Origin of the sequence: Planococcus beigongshangi (assembly GCF_016820495.1) — a bacterium.
GTDB classification, from domain to species: Bacteria; Bacillota; Bacilli; order Bacillales_A; family Planococcaceae; genus Planococcus; species Planococcus beigongshangi.
Genome location: NZ_JADHDU010000004.1, coordinates 43,656 through 66,630 on the forward strand (window position 1 = coordinate 43,656; position 22,975 = coordinate 66,630).

The following is a 22,975-nucleotide window of genomic DNA, read 5'->3' on the forward strand; positions in this document are numbered from 1 at the left end:
TAAAAAGATGCTGACTCTAGTGCCGAGTAAAGACATGAAAACTATTGCTGTTGAAATCGAAGGTCGGGTAAACGAAGACGATTTACTGAAACTTGATAAAGTTATACAGGAAAAGTTTGCCGATAAAGGAGAATTTAACGTCTATGCCATCCTTTATTATTTTGAGGGCCCTTCTTTTAAAGCATTGGTGGAAGAGATGAAAATTGATGTGAAACGTTGGAGTCAGTACAATAAACTGGCTGTCATCAGCGATGATAAAAAGATTGAGAAGTTTGTCGAAGCGGGTGACCTGCTCCCTTCGGTCAAAACGAAGCATTTCGGCATCGACCAGATGGAAGCAGGCTGGGAATGGATCAGTGAAGAGATGAGCCAAATGTAATTTGGGGCATCTCTTTGCGACGAAGCTAGCGAAGCGGCATCTTTTCAGCCGCGCAGCTGGGCGGGCTTATGACCCGAAGAGCTGGGCCGCCGGCGTCTGGACAATAAGAAAAGCGAAGGCGCCCGTTAAGCTCTGACAGACATAAGACGGAAAAGCGAATCGGCATCTTTTCAGCCGCACAGCTGAGCCGGCTTAGGATCCGGAGAGCTGGGCCGCCGGAGTCTGGACAATAAGAAAAGCGCCTTACACTATAAAAGTGTGAGGCGCTTTTCCTATGGAAAGAGTGTTTTGCGGCAAGCTTTGTATTACACTGAAGATAAGATGAAGAGAAATGCCATTCAGCGGGGCTGCATTTTCCGCTGACCGTTGAGACGGGATAAAAAAGAGCTTTTGCAGATGGGATGATCATAGATGAAACAGGAACTGGCAATTACATTGAATGATAAATACAAAGAAGGCATTAAAGCGGGCTATCCGCTATTGACGAAAGATTCGCTGGAGGATAGCAGCCAGTTGACAACAGAAGGGGCTATCCTGAAACTGGAGGACAGACAGGGGCGTTTTGTCGCAAAAGGCTATTACGGCAATCAAAACAAAGGCATCGGCTGGGTACTGACACGCGATGAAACCGAAGAGATCAATCAGGCATTCTTCGAACGGAGACTGACGCGTGCGCTGCGCCATCGCGCGGGGATGTTCGATGATCCGGAAACGACAGCGTTCCGTATGTTCAACGGCGAAGGTGACGGCATCGGGGGAGTCATCATCGATTATTATGATGGATTTTTCCTGATCAGCTGGTACAGCGAAGGCGTCTATCAGTTCAAAGAACAACTGGTGGCTGCGCTGCAGAATATAGCTGAGTTCAGAGGGATCTATGAGAAAAAGCGCTTCGATACCAAAGGCCAATATATTGAAGATGATGACTTTGTCACAGGTGAGCGCGGAGAATTCCCATTGATCGTCAAAGAAAACGGCGTCAATTATGCGGTTTATTTGAATGACGGAGCAATGACCGGAATTTTCCTGGATCAGCGTGAAGTCCGGCAGGCGATCAAAGAAAATTATGCAGCCGGAAAGACGGTCCTGAATACGTTCTCGTATACGGGGGCATTTTCTGTAGCAGCGGCAATGGGCGGGGCAAGTAAGACGACAAGCGTCGATCTGGCCAAAAGAAGCTCCGCGAAGACGATTGAGCAATTCAGCGTCAACGCCATCGATTACGAGAGCCAGGATATTCTCGTCATGGACGTTTTCAACTACTTCAAATACGCCAAACGCAAAGAACTGAAATTCGATGTGGTCATCCTCGATCCGCCGAGCTTTGCACGCTCAAAAAAATATACGTTCAGCACATCGAAGGATTATACGAACCTGATGAAAGAAGCGATTGCCATCACGGAAGACAAAGGAATCATCGTCGCTTCGACGAACAGTGCTTCGTTCGGCATGAAAAAATTCAAAGTGTTTATTGATAAAGCGTTCAAGGACCTTGGAAGAAAATACAGCATCGTTGAAGAACGTTCACTCCCAGCCGACTTCCGGGTTGATCCGAAATTTGCAGAAGGCAATTATTTGAAAGTGCTGTTTGTGAAACTGGGTGAACGAATCTAAATCGCCAGCCCAGACTCTTACGTTGCGTGAGGGTAAATGTGGCGAAACTTTGCAGGCCTGCCGGTTTTTTCTGTGCCATTTTTATGCCGTCCGCTTGTGGTGCCAGAAGCTTCTCTCCTATAATGGGGATATAAGTGAGTGAGGAGTAGAAGATATTGAAGAATGCATTAAATCAATTTCGTTTTATGGGAATCATAGAAGGCGGCTCGCTGCTGCTGTTATTATTTATCGCGATGCCGTTGAAATACTTTTTCGGTATGCCTGAAGTGGTCAGTGTGGTAGGTGCCGTTCACGGCGGCCTGTTTACTGTTTACGTACTGATCACGATTTATGCTACATTTGCCGTAAGATGGCCGTTCCGCTTTACTGTCGGCGCGATAGCAGTGGCATTTATCCCTTTCGGTAATTTCGTGTTGGACAGAAAACTTGAAAACTGGAAGCAAATGAAAGCTGCATAAGACACTTGGGGATGAGTTCCCCAGGTGTCTTTTTGTTTATCAACTGTTTTATAATAGAAGAATCAGTGTTTGCACATAAATAAACCCGTGACGGAGGATCTGCAATGGCGAACGCAATAAAGACATCTATGGCGGGAAATCCGGTATATCCGGTCATGTTCGCAATCGGCGCTTGCCATTTGCTGAATGATTCCCTGCAATCGGTCATCCCGGCCATGTTCCCGATTCTTGAAGAAAGCATGGGCTTGACCTTTACACAACTGGGCCTGATCGCTTTTGTATTGAATATCATATCTTCATTCATGCAGCCGGTCATCGGGTATATCAGCGATAAAAAGCCGATGCCTTATGCTTTGCCCATCGGCATGGCGAGTTCGTTCGCTGGCATCGCTGGCATCGCTTTTGGGACAGAATACTGGATGATACTCGTATCCGTCGTTTTCCTCGGTTTCGGCTCAGCTGTCTTCCACCCGGAAGGCTCGCGCGTTTCCTACATGGCGGCGGGTCCGAAAAGAGGACTTGCCCAATCGATTTACCAGGTCGGGGGAAATTCCGGACAGGCCCTGGCACCGCTCATCAGCGCTTTCATACTCGTACCGCTCGGCCAAACAGGTGCTGCGTTGTTTCTGTTCGTCGCAGCTCTGGGCATTTTCATTTTGAGTAAGATCTCACGTTGGTATAAAGAGCAATTGGAACTGGAGAAATTGCAGAAAGTGAAGCGGATACTGCTGTCATCCCTGCCGGAAATGACGCGGAAACAGGTCGGCACTGCGCTGGCTTTATTGCTGGTCATCATTTTTGCCCGCTCTTTCTACGTGACGAATATCACCAGCTTCTATATTTTTCATCTGATGGAGGCTTATGGCCTGACCATCCGGCAGGGACAGCTTTATATCTTCCTGTTTCTTGGTCTGGGTGCGGCGGGCACGTTCTTTGGCGGACCGCTGGCAGATAGGATCGGACGCAAAAACGTCATCGTGCTGTCGTTGCTTGTGCCGATTCCACTTGCTTTGGTTCTCCCGTATGTACCGCTGTTCGCAGTTTTGCTTCTGCTCGGGCTGATCGGATTTTTCATCATGCTCAGCTTTTCTGTGACTGTCGTTTACGCACAGGAACTCGTGCCGAGCAAAATCGGCACCATGGCGGGCCTCACGGTTGGCCTTGCTTTTGGAATGGGTGCGATCGGCGGCGTTGCGATTGGTATCCTGATGGATTCGATCGGGGTTTATGAAACGATGGTCGTCGTTTCATTCCTGCCGATTCTCGGACTTGCAGGACTTGGATTGCCGAAGGATCGAAAAGTTAAAGCAGCTTGATAAGGGGAAGGATGAGGGTTGGATGAAGAAAAAACAGGAGTTGCCGGAAGTGCCGGAGGAATTTTTTACTGAACGGTTGAAACTGCGTATGCCGAAAGCTGGTGACGGCAAAGCCGTCAATGCAGCTATAAAAGCATCAATGGATGAATTGAAGCCATGGCTCGGTTTTGCGCAGGAAGAGCCGACACCGCAGGATACTGAAATCAATGCGATGGAGTCGCATATCCTGTTTTTAAAACGTGAAAACCTGCGCTACCTGATTTTTGATAAAGAAACGGGTGAATTTATTGGCACGACCGGTTTTCATGATATCGAATGGGAAATCCCGAAAATGGAGATCGGCTACTGGATCTCCACTGTACACAGCGGAAAAGGCTATATGATGGAAGCGGTAAGTGCATTGACGGACTTGGCGCTGACCGGTTTCGGCTGCCGGAGGGTTGAAATCCGCTGTGATGCGGAAAATGTGAAAAGCCGTGCAGTTCCTGAGAAGTTGGGCTATACGCTGGAAGGTGTTCTGAAGAATGATGAGATGTCTGTAGACGGGAAAAGATTGACGGATACATGCATCTACGCCAAATGCCAATAATGAAATTATCATCCAGAGAACGTTTTCTTCATCTAAGCTGAATAAAAAACGACAGGGGTCTGAAATTATGGAGAAAAAAGAAGAGAAAGTCGGTTTAAAGCCGTTCATTTCCCTGATATTATCATTGAAACTACCGAAGGCCGCTTTGATTTTCGGTTTGCTCGCAAGTTTGATCACGACGCTTGTCGGCCTTGTTGTGCCGTTATTGACGAGAAATCTGGTCGATGGATTTTCGGTTGAATCATTAAGTGCCCCGCTGGTCATCGGCATTGTTGCCGCATTCATCATCCAGGCCATCATCAATGGCGTATCGATTTACTTGCTGAGTAAAGTGGGGCAGCGGATTGTGGCGGGTCTGCGCGACAAGATGTGGATTCACTTGATCCGCTTGCGGGTCGGCTATTTTGATCAGCATGCAAGCGGTGAGACGGTCAGCCGGGTGGTCAGTGACACGGGTGTAGTAAGAAACCTGATCACCGACCATTTCCCGAACTTCATCACAGGCATCGTGTCCATTGTCGGTGCTGTTACGATTCTTTTGATACTTGACTGGAAAATGACGCTGATCATGCTGCTTGCTGTGCCTGTCACTGTATTGATCATGATCCCTCTTGGCCGGCGCATGGCTAAAATTTCGCGGACGCTGCAGGATGAGACCGCCGAATTCACAGGCCATGTCCAGCAGACGATCAGTGAAGTCCGTCTGATGAAATCTTCCACTGCTGAAATGGTGGAAGAGCGTAAAGGCCTGAATGGTATTCAACAGCTATTCAAGACGGGTATGAGAGAAGCGAAGATCTATGCGATCATTGCGCCGCTCATGTATGTGGTGATGATGGCGGTCATTGTGACGATCATCGGCTACGGCGGGATACGTGTAGCGGAAGGCACGATGTCGACGGGTTCACTTGTGGCATTTCTTCTGTATTTATTCCAGATCATCATGCCCGTTACGACGTTTGCGATGTTCTTTACGGAACTTCAAAAAGCGAAAGGGGCGACGGAGCGGATCATCGGGATTCTGGAGTTGCCTCTTGAAGAGGGGCAAAAGGGCAAGGAAATGGACATTTCCGGCAAGGCGCTGCGTGTTTCCGGCGTGACATTTTCCTATGAAACCGGGGAGCCTGTGCTGCGGGATGTAAGCTTTGAAGCGCAGCCTGGCGAAATGATCGCGTTCGCCGGACCGAGCGGCGGCGGCAAGACGACCGTGTTCGGTTTACTGGAACGCTTTTATGAACCGCAACAGGGACAGATCCTGATCGGCGATGTGCCGATTCAGGAACTTTCGATGAATGCGTGGCGTGATCAGATCGGTTACGTGTCCCAGGAATCGGCAATGATGGGCGGAACGGTCCGCGCCAACTTGACGTACGGGCTGCCGGACGCAGAGAATATTCCGGATGAAGAATTGTGGAATGTCGCGCGCATGGCATATGCCGAAGATTTCATCAGGGAATTTCCGGACGGCCTGGATACACAAGTGGGGGAACGCGGCGTCAAATTGTCTGGCGGACAGCGCCAGCGGATCGCCATTGCACGGGCATTCCTGCGCGATCCGAAAATTTTGATGATGGATGAAGCGACGGCAAGCCTCGACAGCCAGTCAGAGGGGATTGTCCAACAGGCGCTCAGCCGTCTGATGGAAGGGCGCACGACGCTTGTGATTGCACATCGCCTGTCCACCATCGTGGATGCCGATAAAATCATCTTTATTGAAAAAGGCCGTGTGACCGGAATGGGGACACATAGAGAATTGACTGCATCCCACTCGCTTTACCGCGAATTTGCCGAACAGCAATTGACGTAGATTTTATGCTTGACCTTGACGTTGCGTAAAGGTGTAACGTGGACTTATCCCGCATTAACAACAACCCCACTTTAAGAAGTGGGATGTCAACTGGCTGTAAAAGCCCGATCGGTTCAACTAACATTCAGTGGAAAAGTACACCCACTGAATGAAATTTCACTTTATCAGGAGGTGAGGAGATGGAATATACCATTCAGAAGCTGGCGAAATTGGCGGGAGTCAGTACAAGGACGCTTCGGTATTATGACGAAATCGGGTTATTGGCACCGGCCAGGAAAAATTCAGCGGGATACCGGATATACGGCAGGGAAGAAGTCGATAAGCTGCAGCAGATTCTTTTCTACCGTGAACTCGGGATGGACCTGGACAGTATCCGGAAAATCATTTCAGATCCTTCCTTCGACGGACCGGCGGCACTCCGGATGCACCGGGAAAAACTCCTCGCCCGGCGCCGGCAGCTGGATCTCCTGATCATTAATGTGGAATCCACGATTTCTGCAGCAGAAGGGAAGAGCACAATGGCTGACAATGAAAAATTCAAAGGGTTCAAGCAAAAACTGGTCGATGACAACGAGCGGCAGTATGGAGAAGAAATCCGCGGGAAATACGGCGACGATGCAGTCGACAAGTCGAATGCGAAAATGCTCAATATGAGCGAAGAGAAATATGAAGAGTTCCGGCGTCTTGAGCAGGAAGTGCTGTCAACATTAGCGGAAGCATGTAAGGCGGGAGATCCGGCTGGAGAGCTGGCCCGGAAAGCGGCGGCACTTCATAAAGAATGGCTGAATTTCACTTGGCCGTCCTACAGCAAGGAAGTACATGCCGGGCTCGCGCAAATGTATGTCGATGATGAGCGCTTTGCTGCTTATTACGAGAAAGCGTGTGAAGGCGGCGCGAAGTTTTTAAGGGACGCCATACTGATTTATACAGGTTTGGACCAATAAGATCCGGCTGCGAGCTTCTTGTTCGCAACCGGCTTTTATTTATTTGCAATAAATTGCTCCTGTTAGTTTCATCTGAAGCTGACAGGGAAAAGCTGTTAAAAAGGAGTTGTGCCGATGGCGGAGACATTAAAAACGCTCAGCGTAATGAGCTTTAATATTTCTTCAGGTCTGACATTGGATGAAAGCCTCGATCTGGAACTGACTGCATCTGTCATCGAAAAGTCAGGAGCCGATATCGCAGGACTGCAAGAAGTGGATCAAAACTTCTCGGATCGCACCGATTTCACAGACCAGGTCAAATGGCTGGCGAACCGGCTCGGCATGCATGCCGCTTTCGGCCCGAACCTGATTGCGTATCCATCGATCGACCGGTTTCCCTTGCAGGCATACGGCAATGCGACCTTCAGCCGGCACCCGGTGAAAAGTTACCGGAATCACCTGCTGGAAAAATTGGAGTTGGGGTCGGAAAGCGAGCAGCGCGGTTTGCTGGAAGCGACAATAGAAGTGGAGGGGGAGTCGATTGCGTTTTTCAATACACATCTTTCATTGAACCGAAAGCAATTGAAGCTGAATATTGAAGAGCTGCTCGGAATTATCCGCCAGAAAAAGCTGCCGGCAATCCTTACGGGGGATTTTAATGCAGCACCGGATAGCCCCCATATCAAACGGGTGGAAGAAGAGCTCAATAATGTTTTTGAAACAGCTGCCGAGCAGCCGGAAACGTATAAAAAAGAAGGGGATCATGGGCAAAAGATCGACTATATCTTCTGCAGCAGGCACTGGGAAGTCCTGTCCATGGAGAGAATCGAAACAGAAGCATCTGATCATTGGCCAATTCTTGCTATTCTGAAATTTCCTCCGGAAGCTTAACAAACCTTTACAAAACTTTACACCCTTGATACAGTATTTCTCTGTGGGACTTGCTATACTGAAGTCGAAATTAATCCAGTAAATAAAGCTTGCCCATAGAAAAGGAGAGCAATTCATGAAAAACAGGAAACTGCCGGTTGTCAAAGTCATGTCTTTTAACATCGCCCACGGATTAGGAATGGATGGAGTTACAGACATTGAAAGAACGGCTGCTGTTATAGAAGATTCCTGCGCAACCATCGTCGGCCTGCAGGAGGTCGATCGATTCTTTGGAGAACGCAGTTCGTTTATGGACCAGGTGGAATGGCTGGGGGAACGGCTTGGCATGTATACCGCTTACGGAGCGAATCTGGATTTTGTCTCAGATGAGCCGGGGCAGCCGAACCAGCAATACGGTAATGCAATTTTAAGTAAATATCCGATAACTTATACGAAAAATCATCATATGACACCCGTAAAACAATGGTACGGAAATGATGAGCAGCGCGGAGTACTGGAAGCGGTCATCGAAATCGATGACAGGGCGGTCAATGTGTTCAATGCCCATCTTTCCTTGAAAGATGAAGAACTGAAAGTCAGCGTCGACGAAATTTTGGCTCTGACAGAGAAAAGTAAATTTCCATGCATCATCATGGGGGATTTCAACGCACCGCCGTTTTATGCGCCGATTCAGAAGATGGGCCGTCATTTTACAGACTCTTTTCTGGCAATGAAGAACGGGGATGCTTACACATATCCAGCGAATTATTCATACATCAAGACGGGGGTCGATTTAAAACCGGTCACCCGCATCGATTATATCTTCATCAGCCCGGAGCTGGAAGTGATGCAGACAGCGGCGATTTCAACCGATGTATCCGATCACTTGCCGATCGTGGCGGATTTGGTGCTGGCAAGAACAAAGCAGAGTCAGCCGGCGGAAGAAAAACGTTCAAAAGCAAAAGCCTGATGACTCTATATAGACGTAAAAAGGGAGAGCCATCGGGGCTCTCTTTTTATTTTTTGAGAAAGAGTTGGAAGTAAGGAAACGATATTGCGCAAAATAGCTGCGCTTTCCTGAAACCCGTGCTCCTGTCTCTGTCCCTGTCCCTGCATCGCTAACGCTAGCTTCGTCGCAAAGCGCTGGCCGGAGGAGCCTGGGCCGCGCTTGGCTCGCGCTGAGCTAACTTGGACTCGTTACACTTCACTCGAAAGGGAGTCTTCGCTGTTTTGCTCCATATCTCAATAATCTTCTATAAAGAGCGAATCTGCATATGTGGGTTTACTGAGAAAAATATAGCTTTTTTCTACAGATCCAGAATGCAGCAGCAGGCGGCGACTCCTGCAGGAATAAGAGCTAGTCCTGAGACCCCACAGGAGCGAAGCGACGAGGAGGCTCAGGCAGCTCCCTGCGGAAAGCGTCCGGCTGCAGCGGAATGGTTACAGAAGATTATGTTTTTTGACAGCCTAAAAAGGGAGAGCCATCGGGGCTCTCCCTTTTGTTTGTCAGCTGTAAACTGCATGTCCAGCCGTCTTTTCGCGGCGGCAAATTTTGACGAGCAGATAGACGAGTGGTGTATCTGCAGCTGCGACAACCCATTTGAACAGGTATTGCGTGAAGATCATGGCGATCAATGCGCCAGTCGGCATGGTTCCGACAAATGCGATGGTGATGAAAATCGTCGTGTCAACGAGTTGGCTGACCATCGTCGAAGCGTTATTGCGGACCCATAACCTGGATTCGCCGTGACGCTCTTTTAATTTGTGGAAAATCGTCACATCCAGGTTCTGACTGATGAAATAAGAAACCAGGCTGGCTAAAGTGACACGGAAGCCTGCTGAAAAGATGGATTCAAAGGAAGCCTGGTCGCCGAAAAATGGAGCTGCCGGCAAATGGATGGCGAAAAAGATAAACGCCAGCGCGGCAAGCTGGGTGATAAATCCGGCAAAAACCGTTTTGCGGGCAGCTTCTTTCCCGTAGACTTCCGCAATCGTATCCGTTATCGGGAATGTAAAAACATAGACGATGACGGCTGCCGGAAGTACGAGCCATTCATTGATGCTGAATAATTTCACCGCCAGGATGTTGGAGAGGATCAATAAACCGACAAATGCGCCGTTCAAATAAAGTAACATGGTCCAGGCCCCTTATCGGTTGGTGATCGTTTCGGGATTCATGTCGTGATTCATCATCCGGTACGATGCCATTTCCTCATATTTTGTTCCAGGTCTGCCGTAATTCGTATACGGGTCGATCGATAAGCCGCCGCGCGGAGTGAACTTGCCCCATACTTCGATATAACGGGGATCCAGCAAGTCGATCAAATCGTTCATGATGATGTTGACGACATCTTCATGGAAGTCGCCGTGATTGCGGAAACTGAAGAAATACAATTTCAGTGATTTGCTTTCAACCAGTTTTTTATCGGGAATGAAGCTCAGGTAAATCGTCGCAAAATCCGGCTGGCCGGTCTGTGGGCACAGCGATGTGAATTCCGGATTGTTGAACTTCACGAAATAATCCCGCGTATGCATATTGTCGATCGCTTCCAGCACTTCCGGTGCATACTCGTACTTATATTTGGTATCCTGATTGCCGAGCAGCGTTAAATGATCCAATGTATCTTCGTTTCTTCCTGCCATTAAAAAAAGCCTCCTTGAATTGGGCTTCGGAAGAGGCTATAAAAAAGGAAAAGAAAAAGCCGAATCGCATGTGGATTCGGCTGAGTTTCAAAATCCATAGTTTTTTATAGAGGGTGAAATGCTATGAACCTCTCCCGTTGCCGGGTTATTTAATTTCCTCATTCATCTTATAAGAACAGGGGATTGCTGTCAATCCCGCTTCGCTTTTCTATTTTACATGACCGTCTGGCTGTGTCGGTGGTTGATGATATTATCATGCGACTGCCGGATTTTCACGACATTCCTGATGATGAAACGGCTCTTCGGCATCGTCGGCATCCGCGCCATATCATAACTTAAATCTTGTTCCGGCACGGTGTAGGTGATGTTTTCCGTCAAGTATTTAAAGAATGCCTGCATGACCATCACCGTCATCCACTCGCCTGCGCAGCGGTGGCCGGCATGGACATCGCCGCCGCCCTGCGGTACGAAAGCAAACGGGCTGCCTTTCCAGTTTTCAAAGCGTTCCGGTATGAATTCATCGGCGTTTTCCCAATGGTCGGGATGCCTGTTCGTACCGAACAGATCCAATACGACCAGCATGCCTTCTTTCACATGATAGCCATGCCAGACGAAATCGCGGTTCGCTTTTGCCGCCATCGCTGGAGCAAACGGATAATAACGGCGCACTTCCTGGGCGAAAAGCTTGCTGAAATTATTTTCATCGGCCTGCAATTTCGGTTTCATGTCCGGATATTCATGGATCGCCAACGCTCCGAAGACGATCAGATAGGCTGCTGCGATGATCGGCCGGTAAGCATTGTTCAAATCGACCGCAGCGACATCAAGGTCGAGTAATTCGCCATCCGGTGATTTTTGCATTGCCACAATATAAGCGGCTGTATGGGAAGGGGGTGAATAAACCCGGGACCGGATATCCCGGATAATGCCTTTCAGCCAGGCTTCATGGCTTTTCCGCGCTTCCGCTCCTTCTTTGAAGCGGCTGATACCGCCAAAAGAATCCACCATTGCAACAAGTTCCAGGGTCCGCTGCTCCACTTCGCTTTCTTTCAGCGGCAACCCTGCCCAGTTCATGATGGAACGAGCCAAAACTTCTTCAATTTCATCCAGCAATAAAATTTCATCCATGCTTTCCCATTGCGAAGCTTTTCGGTCCAGCTCCTCAATGGCCAACCGCTTCATATCCTCAAGACGCTCTGGCGTCATCATGGACAAAAACATGCGCTTCTGATGATGGTGGTCTTCTCCGTCACGCCCGTGCAGTCCGCCTTCTCCGAGTAAGGTCTTTTTCAGCGGTTTCGGCGCCGCTCCAGCCCGTTTGAAGTATTTATTGTCATAAAAGACGGCAGCCGCTTCTTCCCCGGCGATGCAAAGGGATTTTTTACCCAATAAACGTGCTTCGAAGATATCTGATTTCAATTCTTTGCGTCGGCTCGGCAGAAAGTTGAATCCTTCGTTGATCAAAGACAGGGTGCTGTCGAATTCTTTTGCTCTCGGAATCGGCTTTTTTACTCGCATGAATCTATTTCCTCCTTCGGATTATATGAACTGGCTAAAAACAATTAGGTTTATATAAAAACCCATACCCGCACTGGCTTGGCTTAAACACAGGCTGCGGAGAGGCGACGCCTATGCTGAAGTGATATAAGATGAAAGGGAATTAAAAAATAATCATGCATGAAGAAAGCGGTGAGTTCCATCAACTTATACAATTCTGGAAGACCGACGCCACAGAGCCTGGCATGGATTGAAAATAGCACTGGACAAAAAATCGACACCGATCAAATAAAGAGCATGCCCGGAGGTGCGTCTTCACTGGTTTTTGAAATTCCGTTCACCGCAGAGAGCGGGCAGGAAGCGCTGATATTGCGGCTATTTCATAACAAGGAATGGCTGCAGCAGGAACCGGATCTCGTCAGACATGAAAGTGAAAGCCTGAAGCGGGCAGCCTTCTCTAAAATAGCGACGCCTGAATTTATTGATGGAGATGAGTCTGGGGAGTTTTGCGGTATGCCGGCGGTGCTGATGTCGAAGCTGCCGGGAGAGCCGCTCTTGAACGCGGCAGATCTAGATAGCTGGCTGGACGGAATGGCCCAACAGCTGGCCGGGATCCACGCAGTGGAAACAACAGGTTTCAATTTTGAATATTATTCCTATAACGATGCGCTAAAGCTGGAAAAACAATTATGGTCGAAACTTCCTGCAGAGTGGATGCGGGCATTCTTTGTGGTGGCAGGGGTCAGACCATCTGCCCCACTCCGGTTCATCCATCGTGATTACCATCCGGCAAATATACTTTGGGAAGAAAATCGGATTACGGGAGTTGTAGATTGGGTCAATGCCTGTGTGGGGCCCGCCGGAGTTGATGTCGGCCATTGCCGGGTCAATTTAGCCCAATCACACGGCATTGCGACAGCTGATGAGTTTTTGGAATGTTACATGCGTCATGCCGGCCCTGCTTTTGCCTATGATCCTTATTGGGATCTGGTATCGCTGACGGATATCCTCGATGGACCGCCAAAAGTCTATAGCGGCTGGACGGCGCTCGGCATGAGCGGCTTGTCCGATGAATTGATCCGGCACCGGCTGGACCAGTATCTGTTGACCCTGCTCGAGCGTTTTGATGAATGAGCTGGCAGGTTTGATTTCTCCGATTTAGGAAATATACAATACAAGTAGTTTTTTAGGAGGAATCGGCATGACAGACCAACAGATGGAACAACTGAAAAAGCAATTGACTGACCAATTGGCAGAGCTTGAAGAGCGGGTGGAGCATACAGAGGAATTTGAAACAACTGAGCTTTCGAATTACGACAACCACCCGGCGGATAATGCCACAGATCTTTTTGATCAGGAAAGAGGAATGGCATTGACGCAGTTTAAGGAAGAAGAAATAACGGACCTTAAAGCAGCTTTAGCGGCGATTGAAGATGGAACATACGGGAAATGTGCGGAATGCGGCAAGGAAATCCCTTATGAACGGATGGAAGCTCTTCCGACGGCGTTGACTTGCATCGATCACGCGGAAAGCGATTTGGATCTTGAAAGCCGTCCGGTCGAAGAAGACGTACTGGAAAGTTCCACAGGACAGCCAGTTGAAAAAGAAGACAGCAGAATCCGGGATTATAATGACAGTTTTGAAGATGTGGAAGGTTTCGGCTCCTCAGATGGCCCGCAGGATCAGCCGGGAGATGACGAGCAGATGGGTGATTTTTACGATGGTGAGGGCGAAGACGAAAAAGGCTGATAAGAAATGTCCGGCATTCAATTGCCGGGACATTTCTTTTTTTGGATAGCTTGGCTAAACTGGACGAACTAACACATTTCCCGGGAAATATAGTGAGGTGGGCAACGGATGGGCAATTTGGAACAGGAGATTTACGAATTGGAATGCAGCCATATCAGGCCGGACGTCCGCGTATCGAAGGAAAAGCTCAGCAAAGTGCTGGATGATGAGTTTTACGAGTTCGGCAGCAGCGGAAGGATATTTCTGCGTGCGGAATATGACGGAGACCATGCTTTGGAGCCGGATGATATGGAGATAATGGATTTTCAGATGCACCTACTCGGAGATGAAGCAGTTCTCACGACTTACCGCATTGAAAACCGCACGACCGGCAGAAACAGCAACCGCAGTTCGGTATGGAAAAAACGGGCGACCGGCTGGAAATTATTTTTTCATCAGGGTACGCTAACGGGGCAGGCGGGTTTAGGATGAAATCAGAAAGGCTATTTATAGAGAAGAGACTTTTTGCAGAGGAGGAAAAGACGATGGAACATGCAATAGTATTATTTGACGGCGACTGCAATTTCTGTGATTCGAGTGTCCAATTCATCATCAATCATGATCCGGCCGGTTATTTCCATTTTGCTTCGCTGCAAAGTGAAGTCGGTGAAAAACTATCCCGCGAATACAATATCCCGGACGATGTAGACAGTCTGGTCTTGATACAGAATGGTGAAGCTTATGTAAAATCGGAAGGCGCACTGCGGATTTCGCATCACCTGACAGGCCTCTGGAAACTGGCTTATCATCTGCGGCCATTCCCAGCTGCAATTCGTGATGGGGCATATGACATCATCGCAAACAACCGCTACAAGGTGTTCGGCAAGCTGAACAGCTGCATGCTGCCGCCTCCGCACATCCGCAAACGATTTTTGGATAAATAAAATGAGAGCCCGTGCCGGATAAGTTTTCCGGCACGGGCTTTTTAGTGATCAAACTCCGGCGCTGCCGTGGCAAAGAGCGCCATTCTGCCGGTTCGTCTTATGCCTTTCAGAGCTTAACGGGCGCCGTCGCTTTTCTCGTGTCCAGACTCAGGCTGCCCAGCTCTTCGGGTCATAAGCCATCCCGGCTGCCGTGGCAAAGAGCGCCACTCTGCCGGTTCGTCTTATGCCTTTCAGAGCTTAACGGGCGCCGTCGCTTTTCTTACTCAAAGTTCGATATCCGCCAATACTGACAGGCGATGGGATCCGCCATCCAGGACAAGCCTTTATCTTCTGCTTCGTGGATCTGCCCCCATTCGGCCTCGCTGGAACTTTTCATATAGACTTCGTGGTTCGGCGCCTGGTCATGGATGCCGATAATATCATATACACCGACTCTGTAGAAAGTGGCGGCGAGCTGATAGTCGATATTGGGGGAAGTGACTAACGGGTTGCCGACAGAATGCTTTAAATCGATGCCGATTTTATGCCGGTCTTCTTTTGCTTCCTTCAATACAATCCCTTCTGCAGAAGCCACGTCGGCTTTACGGAATTTCTTCCGCCAATTATAGGCGATGGTCGTTCCGACTTCTTTGTCGCAAACGACTTCAGCACCGGTTTCCGTGAAGCGCACTTTCAAATCGACACGGGTTCTGAAATCATTTGAATTTGGATCAAAAGTGCGGCCGTCCCCTTTAAAGAAACGGTTGGGAGACATCGGACTTGGATTTGGCAGAATGTCATCCGACAGGAAAGTCATATAGCGCAGCTCCCATTCCGGCTGATCGATCTGATCTTTTTTGGTCGGCTTTTCGGCCAGAAGCTCTTTCCGGCTGCCCACCCGTTTGATGATCCAAAATTCTTCTTCCGCAGCTTGTTCCGGAGAAGACCGGAAATTGATCAGCCCGAAAAAAGAGGCGATAAGTGATTTTTCCGTCCGCATGTCCTCTTCCGAACGTTCGAGCGGCCGCTTTCCACGTATCCAATACGTATAATGCTCATCTTTTTCAGCTGTGAAATCCGTATATTGATTTTTATCGGTCGTTGCCAATGGCTCCCCGTCCCGGTAGATATCGTAGCTTTCAATCCCGCCAACTTCGCCCCAGGCCAACGCGATTTTTGAATCTGAAAGGATGGTGCTGACAGTAATCTGCTGAAGCCGGTTGACGAAATCTTCCACATAATTCTCAGTGCCTGTCTGCAATTTAATGCGTTCGACCGCTTTATCGTCTGAATCGAGCCGTTCAATCGTATAGATATATAATTCACCAGGATTCAGCCCTTCGTCCTTGAAGGAGTTTTCTGTGCCTTTGTATAAAGTTTCTCCATCCCTCTCGACCCGGCAAGTATCACCCGTGTTCGTCCAGACAAAGAAAATAGAAGTATCCGTTTGTTCAAGCAAATCCAATTCCAGCCGCATATGTCTGATCCACCTTTCCTGTTGAACTTTCTCTTCAATACCCTGTATTCAAGATAATTGAACCATTGTTTAGTAAGAATGAAACATTTGTAACAGAAACTAAACAATCAAACGGCATAGAGAGGGGTATAATGGAAATACTTACAGTAATGGGGGCGTTTACATGGCACATCCGGCAAAATTGCTCGACGAGATGAAGAACACCAAGCCGAACGCTTCGATCGACCACTGGGTTTATGGAGTTTTGCATACAGACCGCAGTACCACACTGACTGGCAGTAAAGGGTTGCTTGCAGCGAGTGATGGCTTTTTACTATTCAAAGGCGGCAACGGGGAAGACCCATCTGTACTTGAGGCCTCTCTAGCCGAAGTCGGACATATTGAAGACGAGCTGCAGGGGACAGTGAACCTGACGATCCGTTTTACGGATGGAAGTTATATGGAAATGGCCTATATTTCTCGTGAGAATATAGAAGGGTTCATCACGTTTCTTCAAAACTGCCTCGAAAATTCCGGCCACCCGCTTGTAACGGTGGATAAATCCAAATGAGAAAACCAGGCATGACTTGATCGACTGCCAATATATAAATATAAACAATAAATAAACCGGACCTGCAGCTGCTGCGGTCCGGTTTTTAGATGGCTTTACTCCTCCTTGTCGAAAAAAATATGCTCCAATTTCCAGGTTTCTCCGATTTCCAGCATACCGAAGGAGTATTGAATCTGTCTGCGTTTATCAGTGGGTGAGCCAGGATTGAACAAGGTCACGCCATTCAGCTCTTTCATCACGGGGATATGCGAATGACCGAAGATGACCAGGTCCACGTCATCATCTGTGAAAGCGGCTAATGCACGCTGTTCGGTGGTTTTGCCAGTGCCGTCTCCGTGGGTGATGCCGATTTTCACGTCATCCACCGCCAAAATTTTCTTTTTGCCAAAGCGGTCGATAATTTCCCAGGGATCGACGTTTCCGGCAACCCCAATTGTTTCGGCATAAGCTGAGAGTTCGAAATAGACGTCGAGCGTCTGCCAGTCACCGGCATGAAGGATTAAATCCGCTTCTTCACAGGCTTTCAGCAAAATGTCCGGCAGCTGTTTTGCTCTCACGGGTATATGGGTGTCAGACAAGATGACGATTTTCTTCATTTAATTGCCTCCGATGAACTGAATTTCCTTTACTTTATCAAAGAATGGAGGCCGCGTCTAAATGTGCGGCTGCACATCCGGCAGGGTTAATATTGTCGAATGGAGGGAAGTTAGACAGAAAGAGCGTATTATCAAGTGGAGGGATATCAATGAATAAGAAGAATTTAAATAAACTTGTTTTTGCAGGATCGGCATTTGCCGGCGGTATCATCCTGTTTCAGTCACTTAGAAAAAAGAGCGGTAAAAGAGTATGGGTCTATGAAGACAACGATATGCGCAATAGTGTGACGGTCGACCGCGAAGAAAGTGTGAATGCAGATTATGACGATGCAGAAATCGGCTTGACCCAATTGGATTCCGCTTTCCGTTCGGAATGGCAGGCCAATGGTTTCCCGCAGACACACCGGAAAATAGCGGAGCTCGAGAACGGAAAGTAAATGGAACCACGTTACTTTCAGGAGGCATGACAAGATGGATAACAGAAAAATCGTCTGCTATATAGCTGCAAGTCTGGACGGATATATAGCCACTGAAGATGATTCGCTGGATTGGCTTTTTAAAGTTGAGGGCGAAGGGGATGCCGGCTACGCGGAATTCATGGAAACCATTGATACGGTGGTGATGGGCAGGCGGACATATGATTGGGTCATGGAGATGGAAAAAGACGAATATCCTTACACCGGGCTCAAATCCTATATATTTTCACGTTCGGTGCCCGCTTCTGTTTCAGGGGACATTGAATTTACGAATACGGAAGTCCCGATTTTCGCTGAAATACTGAAAAATCAACCCGGAAAAGATATTTGGGTGATTGGCGGATCTGAATTATTGGCTGATTTTGTCGAAGCGGGCCTGATCGATGAATTTATCATTTCCATCGCGCCTGTTATCATCGGCAAAGGAATTCCGTTATTTCGGAAATCCGATCTTATGACCGAGTTTAAGTTAAAAGAAGTAAAACGTTACGGTGAATTTGCTCAATTGCATTACGTAATGAAGTGAAAAGAGGACAGACTCAAGGGAAATCCTGCCGCCGGGCATCCATGGATTTCCCTTGTATCTGTTATTGAATGTTTAAAAAGAGGTTCATAGGGAACTTTAGGTAGAGGGCAAAACTTCTATCGATGGTTTTTTCATGCGATAACGTTTGCGGAATGGAGAGGGACTATGAATTTATTGAAACAGAATATAATGGGCGGGGCAGTAATGGCTGTCATTTTTTTATGTCTGCCACCTTCTGAATCGAGTGCGGCACCGAACAGGATTGCCGGGCCGATCGTAGATGACGGCGATGAGATACAGGCGCAGTTGGGGCGAATGGGTTATTACGAGGAAGATGTCACTGGATACTTTAATGTCATTACGAATAATGCGGTCACCAGATTTCAGGAAGACTATGGATTGCCGCCGACAGGCATTATTGGCCCGATGACGAGAGCGAAACTGCAGAATGTTGAAATGATGGCAAAAATCGTGCACGGGGAAGCAAGAGGTGAAAGCTTTGTCGGCAAAGTCGGTGTTGCGGCGGTTGTATTGAACCGCATCGCATCTCCGGATTTCCCGGACAGCACCGAAGAAGTCATTTTCCAGCGGAACGCCTTTACAGCCGTCAACGACGATCAGTACCTGCTGACGCCGGATAAAAGTGCTTATGACGCCGTAAAAGAAGCGATGGACGGAGCTGACCCCACCATGGGAGCAGTTTATTATTATAACCCGGCAGGTGTCAGCGATGACTGGATATTCTCCAGGACAGTACTGACCCAGATCGGCCGTCATTTCTTTGCAGAATAAGCGGATGGAAACGGAAAAGACCACACGAAGTGGTCTTTTTTCTATGGAGAGACCCCGCATCCGCCATTTATTGAAGAAGACTGCTTTCGCTTGGGTGATGACGTGATCTTTGTCGTCGCAGATCAGACAATCGGCGGGACAGGACGTCGTGGTGCTGACTGCCGGGATAGCTTCGAAATGGATTCAAAATATGTGCTCCTGTCTCTGCATCGCAGGCGCCCGAACCCTTTTGGCCGGCTGTAATCCTGTTGCTTGCGGATCGTCTCAATTATAATGAATGAAGAGCTTATGGAAGGCGGCAGGTAAAAGGATGTATACGATAATCTTATATGCACATATCATGAGTGCAGCTTTATCCATCGGGCCATTTTTTGTGTTGCTGCCCATGACAAAACGTATCGGAGCGGCCGATGCAGGATCTTTGCAGGCGCTGCTCATTACATTTAAATCCGCGGTCCGGCTGGTGATGCATGCAGGTCATGTGCTGGTCGTATCCGGTGTGCTGATGGCCTGGAAGGGGCCCTGGCCATGGAACAGCCCGTGGATTTTAATGACGGTAGCGGTCATGTTTTCATCTGTCTTTTTTCTCGCACGGGCATTTTCCCCGGTGCTGAAAAAATTCACTGAACCGGAAGCCGACCAATTGGCGCTGGCGGATAAACTGCGGCGCTCGCTATGGATTTACATCGGGCTGTTATTATTGATGCTGTGGTTCATGGTCGACAAACCGGCTCTATGGCAATAAACGCAATAAACGAAAACTGGCGGCCGACTCGAATATGAGTCGGCCGCCAGTTTTTATTGTCATCAAAAGTTAACCTTTTACTGCACCGGCTGTCATGCCTGCCACGAAGAAACGCTGCAGGAAGACATAGGCGATAACCATTGGCGCTGAAGCGAGGATGACGCCCGTAAACAGCATCGGATAGTTCGTCGAATACTCGCCCTGGAATTCGAGCAGGGCCAGTGGCAATGTTTTATACGCATTATCCGTGATGAACAGCAGCGGATACAAGAGATCATTCCAATGCATCACGAAAAGGAAGATGGCTGTCGCGGACAGTGAAGGCAGTGAAAGCGGCAGGGCGATCTTCATATAGATCTGCCAGTTTCCTGCGCCGTCGATCGTCGACGCTTCAAACAATTCCCTCGGCAAAGTTTTCATGAAGCCGGTCAGGATAAAGACGGCGATCGGCAGTGTCACGGCAATATTGACAAGGATGAGGCCAAGCAGGCTGTTTGTCAGATCCAAATCCAGCATCAGTGAATAAAGCGGCACCATGTTGACCTGGGCAGGCACCATCATTCCGAGTGTGAACAAGCCGAACAGCAGATTGCCGATCCAATTATTCATCCGGGTGATGCCGAATGCGATCATGGAAGCGAAAAATAAGGTAAGAACCACGGAGAACAGCGTCACGATGCTGCTGTTCATGAAATAGCCGGCCATCGTCTGTTCCTGGAAAATCGCACTGTAATTGCTCCACTGGAAGCCGTCATCAGGCAACCCGAGAGGATCGCGGAATGTTTCCTGCAGCGTCTTCAGGGAAGTGAGGGCGACCATCACCAGAGGAATCAGGATCAATAAGGCATAGATGATCAATGAAAATTTCCGGAATAGCAAAAAATCCCCTCCTTCTAATAAGATATGCGGTCAGATCGCAGCGCTTTGAACTGCAGGAACGTAATTGCCGCGATGATGATCATGAACAGCACGGAAATGGAGCTGGCATAGCCGAAATTATAGCTGCGGAAAGCCACATCGAAAATATACGTGGCAATGATTTGTGTAGAGTTGTTGGGCCCGCCGCCAGTCATGGCAAACACAAGGTCAAATGCTTTAAAGGACTGGATGGTCGTATAGGCGATGACGATTGTGGCGGAAGGGGCGAGCAGCGGCCACGTAACTTTGCGGAACGTCTGCCATTTGCTGGCTCCTTCAATTTTAGCCACTTCATAGAGGTCTTCCGGAATCGCCTGAAGGCCCGCCACGAAAATGATCAGCATCTGTCCTGCATGGAACCAGACTTGCGTGATGGCCAGCGAATAAATCGCGATATCGGCATTGCCGAGCCAATTTTGCCGCAGGACATCAAGGCCGAGCAATTCAAGGATCTGGTTCAGGATCCCGAGAGACGGATCGTAGATGAACGACCAGATAAAAGCGACAGAGACGGAAGAAAGGATCGTCGGAAAAAAATACAGCGCACGCAGAAATAGGTTGGTTTTTGTGTTCTTCAAAACAATCAAAGCGAACGCCAGCGCCACGATCGTTTGTAAAATAACAACGACCAGCATGAATTTCAAGTTATTCCCTACTGTTTTCCGGAATATGGTATCACCGGTCAATGCGCGTTCGTAATTTCCGGTTCCTACAAATTGATAAGCATCGCTCAGCCCGTCCCAGTCAGTGAACGAATAAAACAGGGCACTGATGGTGGGATAGATGAAAAAGATGCTGTAGAGAAGCAGCCCCGGTATAAAGAACAGATAGATCATCTTTGAAATCTTCATTCAGTCATTCCCTGTTTTCATCGACGATCTGCTGGGCTTCTTCCGCTGCTTCCATCGGTTCAGCTCCGCCAAGGACATTTTCGATCGAACTTAGAACAGCTGCTTCAATCTGTGCGTTTGTTATGAGGAACCGGGGCTGGAACCTGGTTGTTCTTTCATCAATCCAATAAGCGGTGTTCTGCAGCACTTCCGATTCGTATTCAACACCGTTGACTGTCAAGTGCTGTCCGGTTTCATTGGCATATTGTGAAGCGATTTCCGGTCTGCTGAGGAATCGGATAAACTCTTTTGCCTGCTCTTTCTTTTCGGATTTGCTGTTCACCGCCAGCATGAACGTAGCCGTATTGATGCCTTCATATTGGGCTTCGCTTTCTTCGACCGTAATCGGCGCCATCAGATCAAGTTCAAGGTCCGGGTTCAGACCGAGCAGCGACGCCATATGATAAGAGCCGGTAGCAAGCATCGCCGCTTCCTCATTCGCTACCATGGCCATGGCGGAGTCCTGGCTGGTACCGAGGGCATCAGGCTGGATATAACCTTTTTGCTCCAGAAGCTGGAAATCCTCCAGTGTTTTCACCCACCATTCGTTGGTCAAAGATTCCTCGCCACTTTGCAGTTTTGTGAAAATGTCTTCATCCGGTGCATTATTCATCATCATGCTGTTCATGAATTGGTTCGGACCGATATCGGCACCCGGGAAGGCGATCGGGACAATATCATTTTCAAGCAGAGTATCGGCCATCTCCTGGAATTCTGTCCAGCTTTTCGGGACTTCCAGACCAAGTTCATCAAACATGCCTTTGTTATAGACTGGCATATTGAATACAAGCTGATAAGGCAGAGCCAATTGCTGGCCGTCTTTCTCTCCGACTGTAATCAGGTTCTCATCAAAATTTCCGACGAAATCCTCACCGCTGAGATCTTCAAAAAATCCGGCACTCGCAATCGCTTCAAACTGGGCACCAGGGAACGAAGTGAATACATCGCCCGTTGAGCCATCCGTCAGCATCCGCTGGCCGGTCGCCTGATATTGTTCAGATGGATAGATGTTCATCTCGACATCGATATCAGGGAATTCATCTTCAAATTGCGCAATAATATCATCGAACACCGCTTTGTCTTCACCGCGCCAATGGATAAAGCTGATTTGCGTACCGTCACCTGAACCGCTGTCTGTTTCCGATCCGCTGTCATCCGGACTTTCACCGGCGCAGCCTGCCAGTGCAAGAAGAGAAGCGAGAGATAATGCCGTGAATGAATTTTTTTTACTGATCATGGGGAGTCCTCCTTTTTCAT

At 48.5% G+C, this 22,975-nt stretch carries 26 protein-coding genes and 1 riboswitch; of the genes, 18 read left to right on the top strand and 8 right to left on the bottom strand.

The window, feature by feature from the left end:
• The first annotated feature begins 7 nt into the window (after positions 1-7).
• The 9 genes from IQ294_RS10240 (at position 8) to IQ294_RS10280 (ending at position 8,926) form a co-directional block, all read left to right on the top strand.
• Positions 8-379 (top strand): SpoIIAA family protein, encoded by a 372-nt coding sequence (locus IQ294_RS10240; protein ID WP_203333953.1) that lies wholly within the window; start codon positions 8-10, stop codon positions 377-379.
• Positions 380-790: 411 nt separating this feature from the next.
• Positions 791-1,993 carry a class I SAM-dependent rRNA methyltransferase gene (locus tag IQ294_RS10245; protein WP_203333954.1) on the top strand — a complete coding sequence of 401 codons (1,203 nt, stop codon included), beginning with the start codon at positions 791-793 and terminating at the stop codon, positions 1,991-1,993.
• Positions 1,994-2,145: 152 nt separating this feature from the next.
• Positions 2,146-2,451: a DUF3817 domain-containing protein gene (locus IQ294_RS10250; RefSeq protein WP_203334223.1), complete on the top strand. Its 306-nt coding sequence runs from the start codon at positions 2,146-2,148 to the stop codon at positions 2,449-2,451.
• A 104-nt stretch (positions 2,452-2,555) separates the two neighbouring features.
• Entirely contained in the window at positions 2,556-3,767 is a 1,212-nt protein-coding gene (locus IQ294_RS10255) for an MFS transporter (protein WP_203333955.1), read from the top strand.
• Positions 3,768-3,789: 22 nt separating this feature from the next.
• Positions 3,790-4,356, top strand: coding sequence for a GNAT family N-acetyltransferase (locus tag IQ294_RS10260; RefSeq protein ID WP_203333956.1), 567 nt, complete (start codon positions 3,790-3,792; stop codon positions 4,354-4,356).
• Between the two features lie 67 nt (positions 4,357-4,423).
• Positions 4,424-6,163, top strand: coding sequence for an ABC transporter ATP-binding protein (locus IQ294_RS10265; protein WP_203333957.1), 1,740 nt, complete (start codon positions 4,424-4,426; stop codon positions 6,161-6,163).
• A gap of 179 nt (positions 6,164-6,342) precedes the next feature.
• Positions 6,343-7,107: a MerR family transcriptional regulator gene (locus tag IQ294_RS10270; protein WP_203333958.1), complete on the top strand. Its 765-nt coding sequence runs from the start codon at positions 6,343-6,345 to the stop codon at positions 7,105-7,107.
• A 114-nt stretch (positions 7,108-7,221) separates the two neighbouring features.
• Positions 7,222-7,977, top strand: a complete 756-nt coding sequence (locus tag IQ294_RS10275) for an endonuclease/exonuclease/phosphatase family protein (RefSeq protein ID WP_203333959.1) — start codon at positions 7,222-7,224, stop codon at positions 7,975-7,977.
• Positions 7,978-8,092: 115 nt separating this feature from the next.
• A complete protein-coding gene (locus tag IQ294_RS10280; protein WP_203333960.1) occupies positions 8,093-8,926 on the top strand; it encodes an endonuclease/exonuclease/phosphatase family protein in 834 nt (277 codons plus the stop codon).
• Between the two features lie 536 nt (positions 8,927-9,462).
• Here the strand turns inward: IQ294_RS10280 and IQ294_RS10285 are convergent.
• The 3 genes from IQ294_RS10285 to IQ294_RS10295 all read right to left on the bottom strand — a co-directional run bounded on the left by IQ294_RS10285 (position 9,463) and on the right by IQ294_RS10295 (position 12,117).
• The gene (locus tag IQ294_RS10285; protein ID WP_203333961.1) at positions 9,463-10,092 is read right to left on the bottom strand and encodes a queuosine precursor transporter; all 630 of its coding nucleotides are present in this window, start codon (positions 10,090-10,092) and stop codon (positions 9,463-9,465) included.
• Positions 10,093-10,104: 12 nt separating this feature from the next.
• Complete coding sequence (gene queF / locus IQ294_RS10290) at positions 10,105-10,599, bottom strand: preQ(1) synthase (RefSeq protein WP_203333962.1); 495 nt, start codon at positions 10,597-10,599, stop codon at positions 10,105-10,107.
• 90 nt (positions 10,600-10,689) lie between these two features.
• Positions 10,690-10,737, bottom strand: a riboswitch (PreQ1 riboswitch).
• Between the two features lie 75 nt (positions 10,738-10,812).
• A complete protein-coding gene (locus IQ294_RS10295; RefSeq protein WP_203333963.1) occupies positions 10,813-12,117 on the bottom strand; it encodes a cytochrome P450 in 1,305 nt (434 codons plus the stop codon).
• A 159-nt stretch (positions 12,118-12,276) separates the two neighbouring features.
• On the opposite strand from IQ294_RS10295, the gene IQ294_RS10300 reads away from it, so the two are divergent.
• From IQ294_RS10300 to IQ294_RS10315, 4 genes are all read left to right on the top strand, one after another.
• Positions 12,277-13,230, top strand: a complete 954-nt coding sequence (locus IQ294_RS10300) for a phosphotransferase family protein (RefSeq protein ID WP_203333964.1) — start codon at positions 12,277-12,279, stop codon at positions 13,228-13,230.
• A gap of 67 nt (positions 13,231-13,297) precedes the next feature.
• Positions 13,298-13,846: a TraR/DksA C4-type zinc finger protein gene (locus tag IQ294_RS10305; protein WP_203333965.1), complete on the top strand. Its 549-nt coding sequence runs from the start codon at positions 13,298-13,300 to the stop codon at positions 13,844-13,846.
• A 108-nt stretch (positions 13,847-13,954) separates the two neighbouring features.
• Complete coding sequence (locus IQ294_RS10310) at positions 13,955-14,317, top strand: nuclear transport factor 2 family protein (RefSeq protein WP_203333966.1); 363 nt, start codon at positions 13,955-13,957, stop codon at positions 14,315-14,317.
• 53 nt (positions 14,318-14,370) lie between these two features.
• Complete coding sequence (locus IQ294_RS10315; RefSeq protein ID WP_203333967.1) at positions 14,371-14,769, top strand: thiol-disulfide oxidoreductase DCC family protein; 399 nt, start codon at positions 14,371-14,373, stop codon at positions 14,767-14,769.
• A 259-nt stretch (positions 14,770-15,028) separates the two neighbouring features.
• Here the strand turns inward: IQ294_RS10315 and IQ294_RS10320 are convergent, their stop codons facing one another.
• The gene (locus IQ294_RS10320) at positions 15,029-16,225 is read right to left on the bottom strand and encodes a DUF3238 domain-containing protein (RefSeq protein ID WP_203333968.1); all 1,197 of its coding nucleotides are present in this window, start codon (positions 16,223-16,225) and stop codon (positions 15,029-15,031) included.
• Positions 16,226-16,388: 163 nt separating this feature from the next.
• On the opposite strand from IQ294_RS10320, the gene IQ294_RS10325 reads away from it, so the two are divergent.
• Positions 16,389-16,775, top strand: a complete 387-nt coding sequence (locus IQ294_RS10325; protein WP_203333969.1) for a hypothetical protein — start codon at positions 16,389-16,391, stop codon at positions 16,773-16,775.
• Between the two features lie 95 nt (positions 16,776-16,870).
• On the opposite strand, the gene IQ294_RS10330 is transcribed toward IQ294_RS10325, so the two are convergent.
• Positions 16,871-17,371, bottom strand: coding sequence for a metallophosphoesterase family protein (locus IQ294_RS10330; RefSeq protein WP_203333970.1), 501 nt, complete (start codon positions 17,369-17,371; stop codon positions 16,871-16,873).
• 149 nt (positions 17,372-17,520) lie between these two features.
• On the opposite strand from IQ294_RS10330, the gene IQ294_RS10335 reads away from it, so the two are divergent.
• The 4 genes from IQ294_RS10335 (at position 17,521) to IQ294_RS10355 (ending at position 19,910) form a co-directional block, all read left to right on the top strand.
• Complete coding sequence (locus IQ294_RS10335) at positions 17,521-17,808, top strand: hypothetical protein (RefSeq protein ID WP_203333971.1); 288 nt, start codon at positions 17,521-17,523, stop codon at positions 17,806-17,808.
• Positions 17,809-17,842: 34 nt separating this feature from the next.
• Positions 17,843-18,373 (top strand): dihydrofolate reductase family protein, encoded by a 531-nt coding sequence (locus IQ294_RS10340; protein ID WP_203333972.1) that lies wholly within the window; start codon positions 17,843-17,845, stop codon positions 18,371-18,373.
• A 165-nt stretch (positions 18,374-18,538) separates the two neighbouring features.
• Positions 18,539-19,165 (top strand): cell wall hydrolase, encoded by a 627-nt coding sequence (locus IQ294_RS10345; protein WP_203333973.1) that lies wholly within the window; start codon positions 18,539-18,541, stop codon positions 19,163-19,165.
• A gap of 310 nt (positions 19,166-19,475) precedes the next feature.
• Positions 19,476-19,910, top strand: coding sequence for a DUF2269 family protein (locus IQ294_RS10355; protein WP_203333975.1), 435 nt, complete (start codon positions 19,476-19,478; stop codon positions 19,908-19,910).
• 69 nt (positions 19,911-19,979) lie between these two features.
• Here IQ294_RS10355 and IQ294_RS10360 read toward each other — a convergent pair whose 3' ends face one another.
• The 3 genes from IQ294_RS10360 to IQ294_RS10370 are packed head-to-tail and all read right to left on the bottom strand — an operon-like array spanning position 19,980 to position 22,955.
• The gene (locus tag IQ294_RS10360; protein WP_238942772.1) at positions 19,980-20,789 is read right to left on the bottom strand and encodes a carbohydrate ABC transporter permease; all 810 of its coding nucleotides are present in this window, start codon (positions 20,787-20,789) and stop codon (positions 19,980-19,982) included.
• A gap of 14 nt (positions 20,790-20,803) precedes the next feature.
• Positions 20,804-21,679: a carbohydrate ABC transporter permease gene (locus tag IQ294_RS10365; protein ID WP_203333976.1), complete on the bottom strand. Its 876-nt coding sequence runs from the start codon at positions 21,677-21,679 to the stop codon at positions 20,804-20,806.
• 4 nt (positions 21,680-21,683) lie between these two features.
• A complete protein-coding gene (locus IQ294_RS10370; RefSeq protein ID WP_203333977.1) occupies positions 21,684-22,955 on the bottom strand; it encodes an ABC transporter substrate-binding protein in 1,272 nt (423 codons plus the stop codon).
• Positions 22,956-22,975 lie beyond the last annotated feature (20 nt).

Bases quoted from the DNA above. Each gene is read 5' to 3' on its own strand.
- IQ294_RS10240 (WP_203333953.1), top strand. From the start codon at position 8: ATGCTGACTCTAGTGCCGAGTAAAGACATGAAAACTATTGCTGTTGAA.
- IQ294_RS10245 (WP_203333954.1), top strand. From the start codon at position 791: ATGAAACAGGAACTGGCAATTACATTGAATGATAAATACAAAGAAGGC.
- IQ294_RS10255 (WP_203333955.1), top strand. From the start codon at position 2,556: ATGGCGAACGCAATAAAGACATCTATGGCGGGAAATCCGGTATATCCG.
- IQ294_RS10260 (WP_203333956.1), top strand. From the start codon at position 3,790: ATGAAGAAAAAACAGGAGTTGCCGGAAGTGCCGGAGGAATTTTTTACT.
- IQ294_RS10265 (WP_203333957.1), top strand. From the start codon at position 4,424: ATGGAGAAAAAAGAAGAGAAAGTCGGTTTAAAGCCGTTCATTTCCCTG.
- IQ294_RS10270 (WP_203333958.1), top strand. From the start codon at position 6,343: ATGGAATATACCATTCAGAAGCTGGCGAAATTGGCGGGAGTCAGTACA.
- IQ294_RS10275 (WP_203333959.1), top strand. From the start codon at position 7,222: ATGGCGGAGACATTAAAAACGCTCAGCGTAATGAGCTTTAATATTTCT.
- IQ294_RS10280 (WP_203333960.1), top strand. From the start codon at position 8,093: ATGAAAAACAGGAAACTGCCGGTTGTCAAAGTCATGTCTTTTAACATC.
- IQ294_RS10285 (WP_203333961.1), bottom strand. From the start codon at position 10,092: ATGTTACTTTATTTGAACGGCGCATTTGTCGGTTTATTGATCCTCTCC.
- queF (WP_203333962.1), bottom strand. From the start codon at position 10,599: ATGGCAGGAAGAAACGAAGATACATTGGATCATTTAACGCTGCTCGGC.
- IQ294_RS10295 (WP_203333963.1), bottom strand. From the start codon at position 12,117: ATGCGAGTAAAAAAGCCGATTCCGAGAGCAAAAGAATTCGACAGCACC.
- IQ294_RS10300 (WP_203333964.1), top strand. From the start codon at position 12,277: ATGAAGAAAGCGGTGAGTTCCATCAACTTATACAATTCTGGAAGACCG.
- IQ294_RS10305 (WP_203333965.1), top strand. From the start codon at position 13,298: ATGACAGACCAACAGATGGAACAACTGAAAAAGCAATTGACTGACCAA.
- IQ294_RS10310 (WP_203333966.1), top strand. From the start codon at position 13,955: ATGGGCAATTTGGAACAGGAGATTTACGAATTGGAATGCAGCCATATC.
- IQ294_RS10315 (WP_203333967.1), top strand. From the start codon at position 14,371: ATGGAACATGCAATAGTATTATTTGACGGCGACTGCAATTTCTGTGAT.
- IQ294_RS10320 (WP_203333968.1), bottom strand. From the start codon at position 16,225: ATGCGGCTGGAATTGGATTTGCTTGAACAAACGGATACTTCTATTTTC.
- IQ294_RS10325 (WP_203333969.1), top strand. From the start codon at position 16,389: ATGGCACATCCGGCAAAATTGCTCGACGAGATGAAGAACACCAAGCCG.
- IQ294_RS10330 (WP_203333970.1), bottom strand. From the start codon at position 17,371: ATGAAGAAAATCGTCATCTTGTCTGACACCCATATACCCGTGAGAGCA.
- IQ294_RS10335 (WP_203333971.1), top strand. From the start codon at position 17,521: ATGAATAAGAAGAATTTAAATAAACTTGTTTTTGCAGGATCGGCATTT.
- IQ294_RS10340 (WP_203333972.1), top strand. From the start codon at position 17,843: ATGGATAACAGAAAAATCGTCTGCTATATAGCTGCAAGTCTGGACGGA.
- IQ294_RS10345 (WP_203333973.1), top strand. From the start codon at position 18,539: ATGAATTTATTGAAACAGAATATAATGGGCGGGGCAGTAATGGCTGTC.
- IQ294_RS10355 (WP_203333975.1), top strand. From the start codon at position 19,476: ATGTATACGATAATCTTATATGCACATATCATGAGTGCAGCTTTATCC.
- IQ294_RS10365 (WP_203333976.1), bottom strand. From the start codon at position 21,679: ATGAAGATTTCAAAGATGATCTATCTGTTCTTTATACCGGGGCTGCTT.
- IQ294_RS10370 (WP_203333977.1), bottom strand. From the start codon at position 22,955: ATGATCAGTAAAAAAAATTCATTCACGGCATTATCTCTCGCTTCTCTT.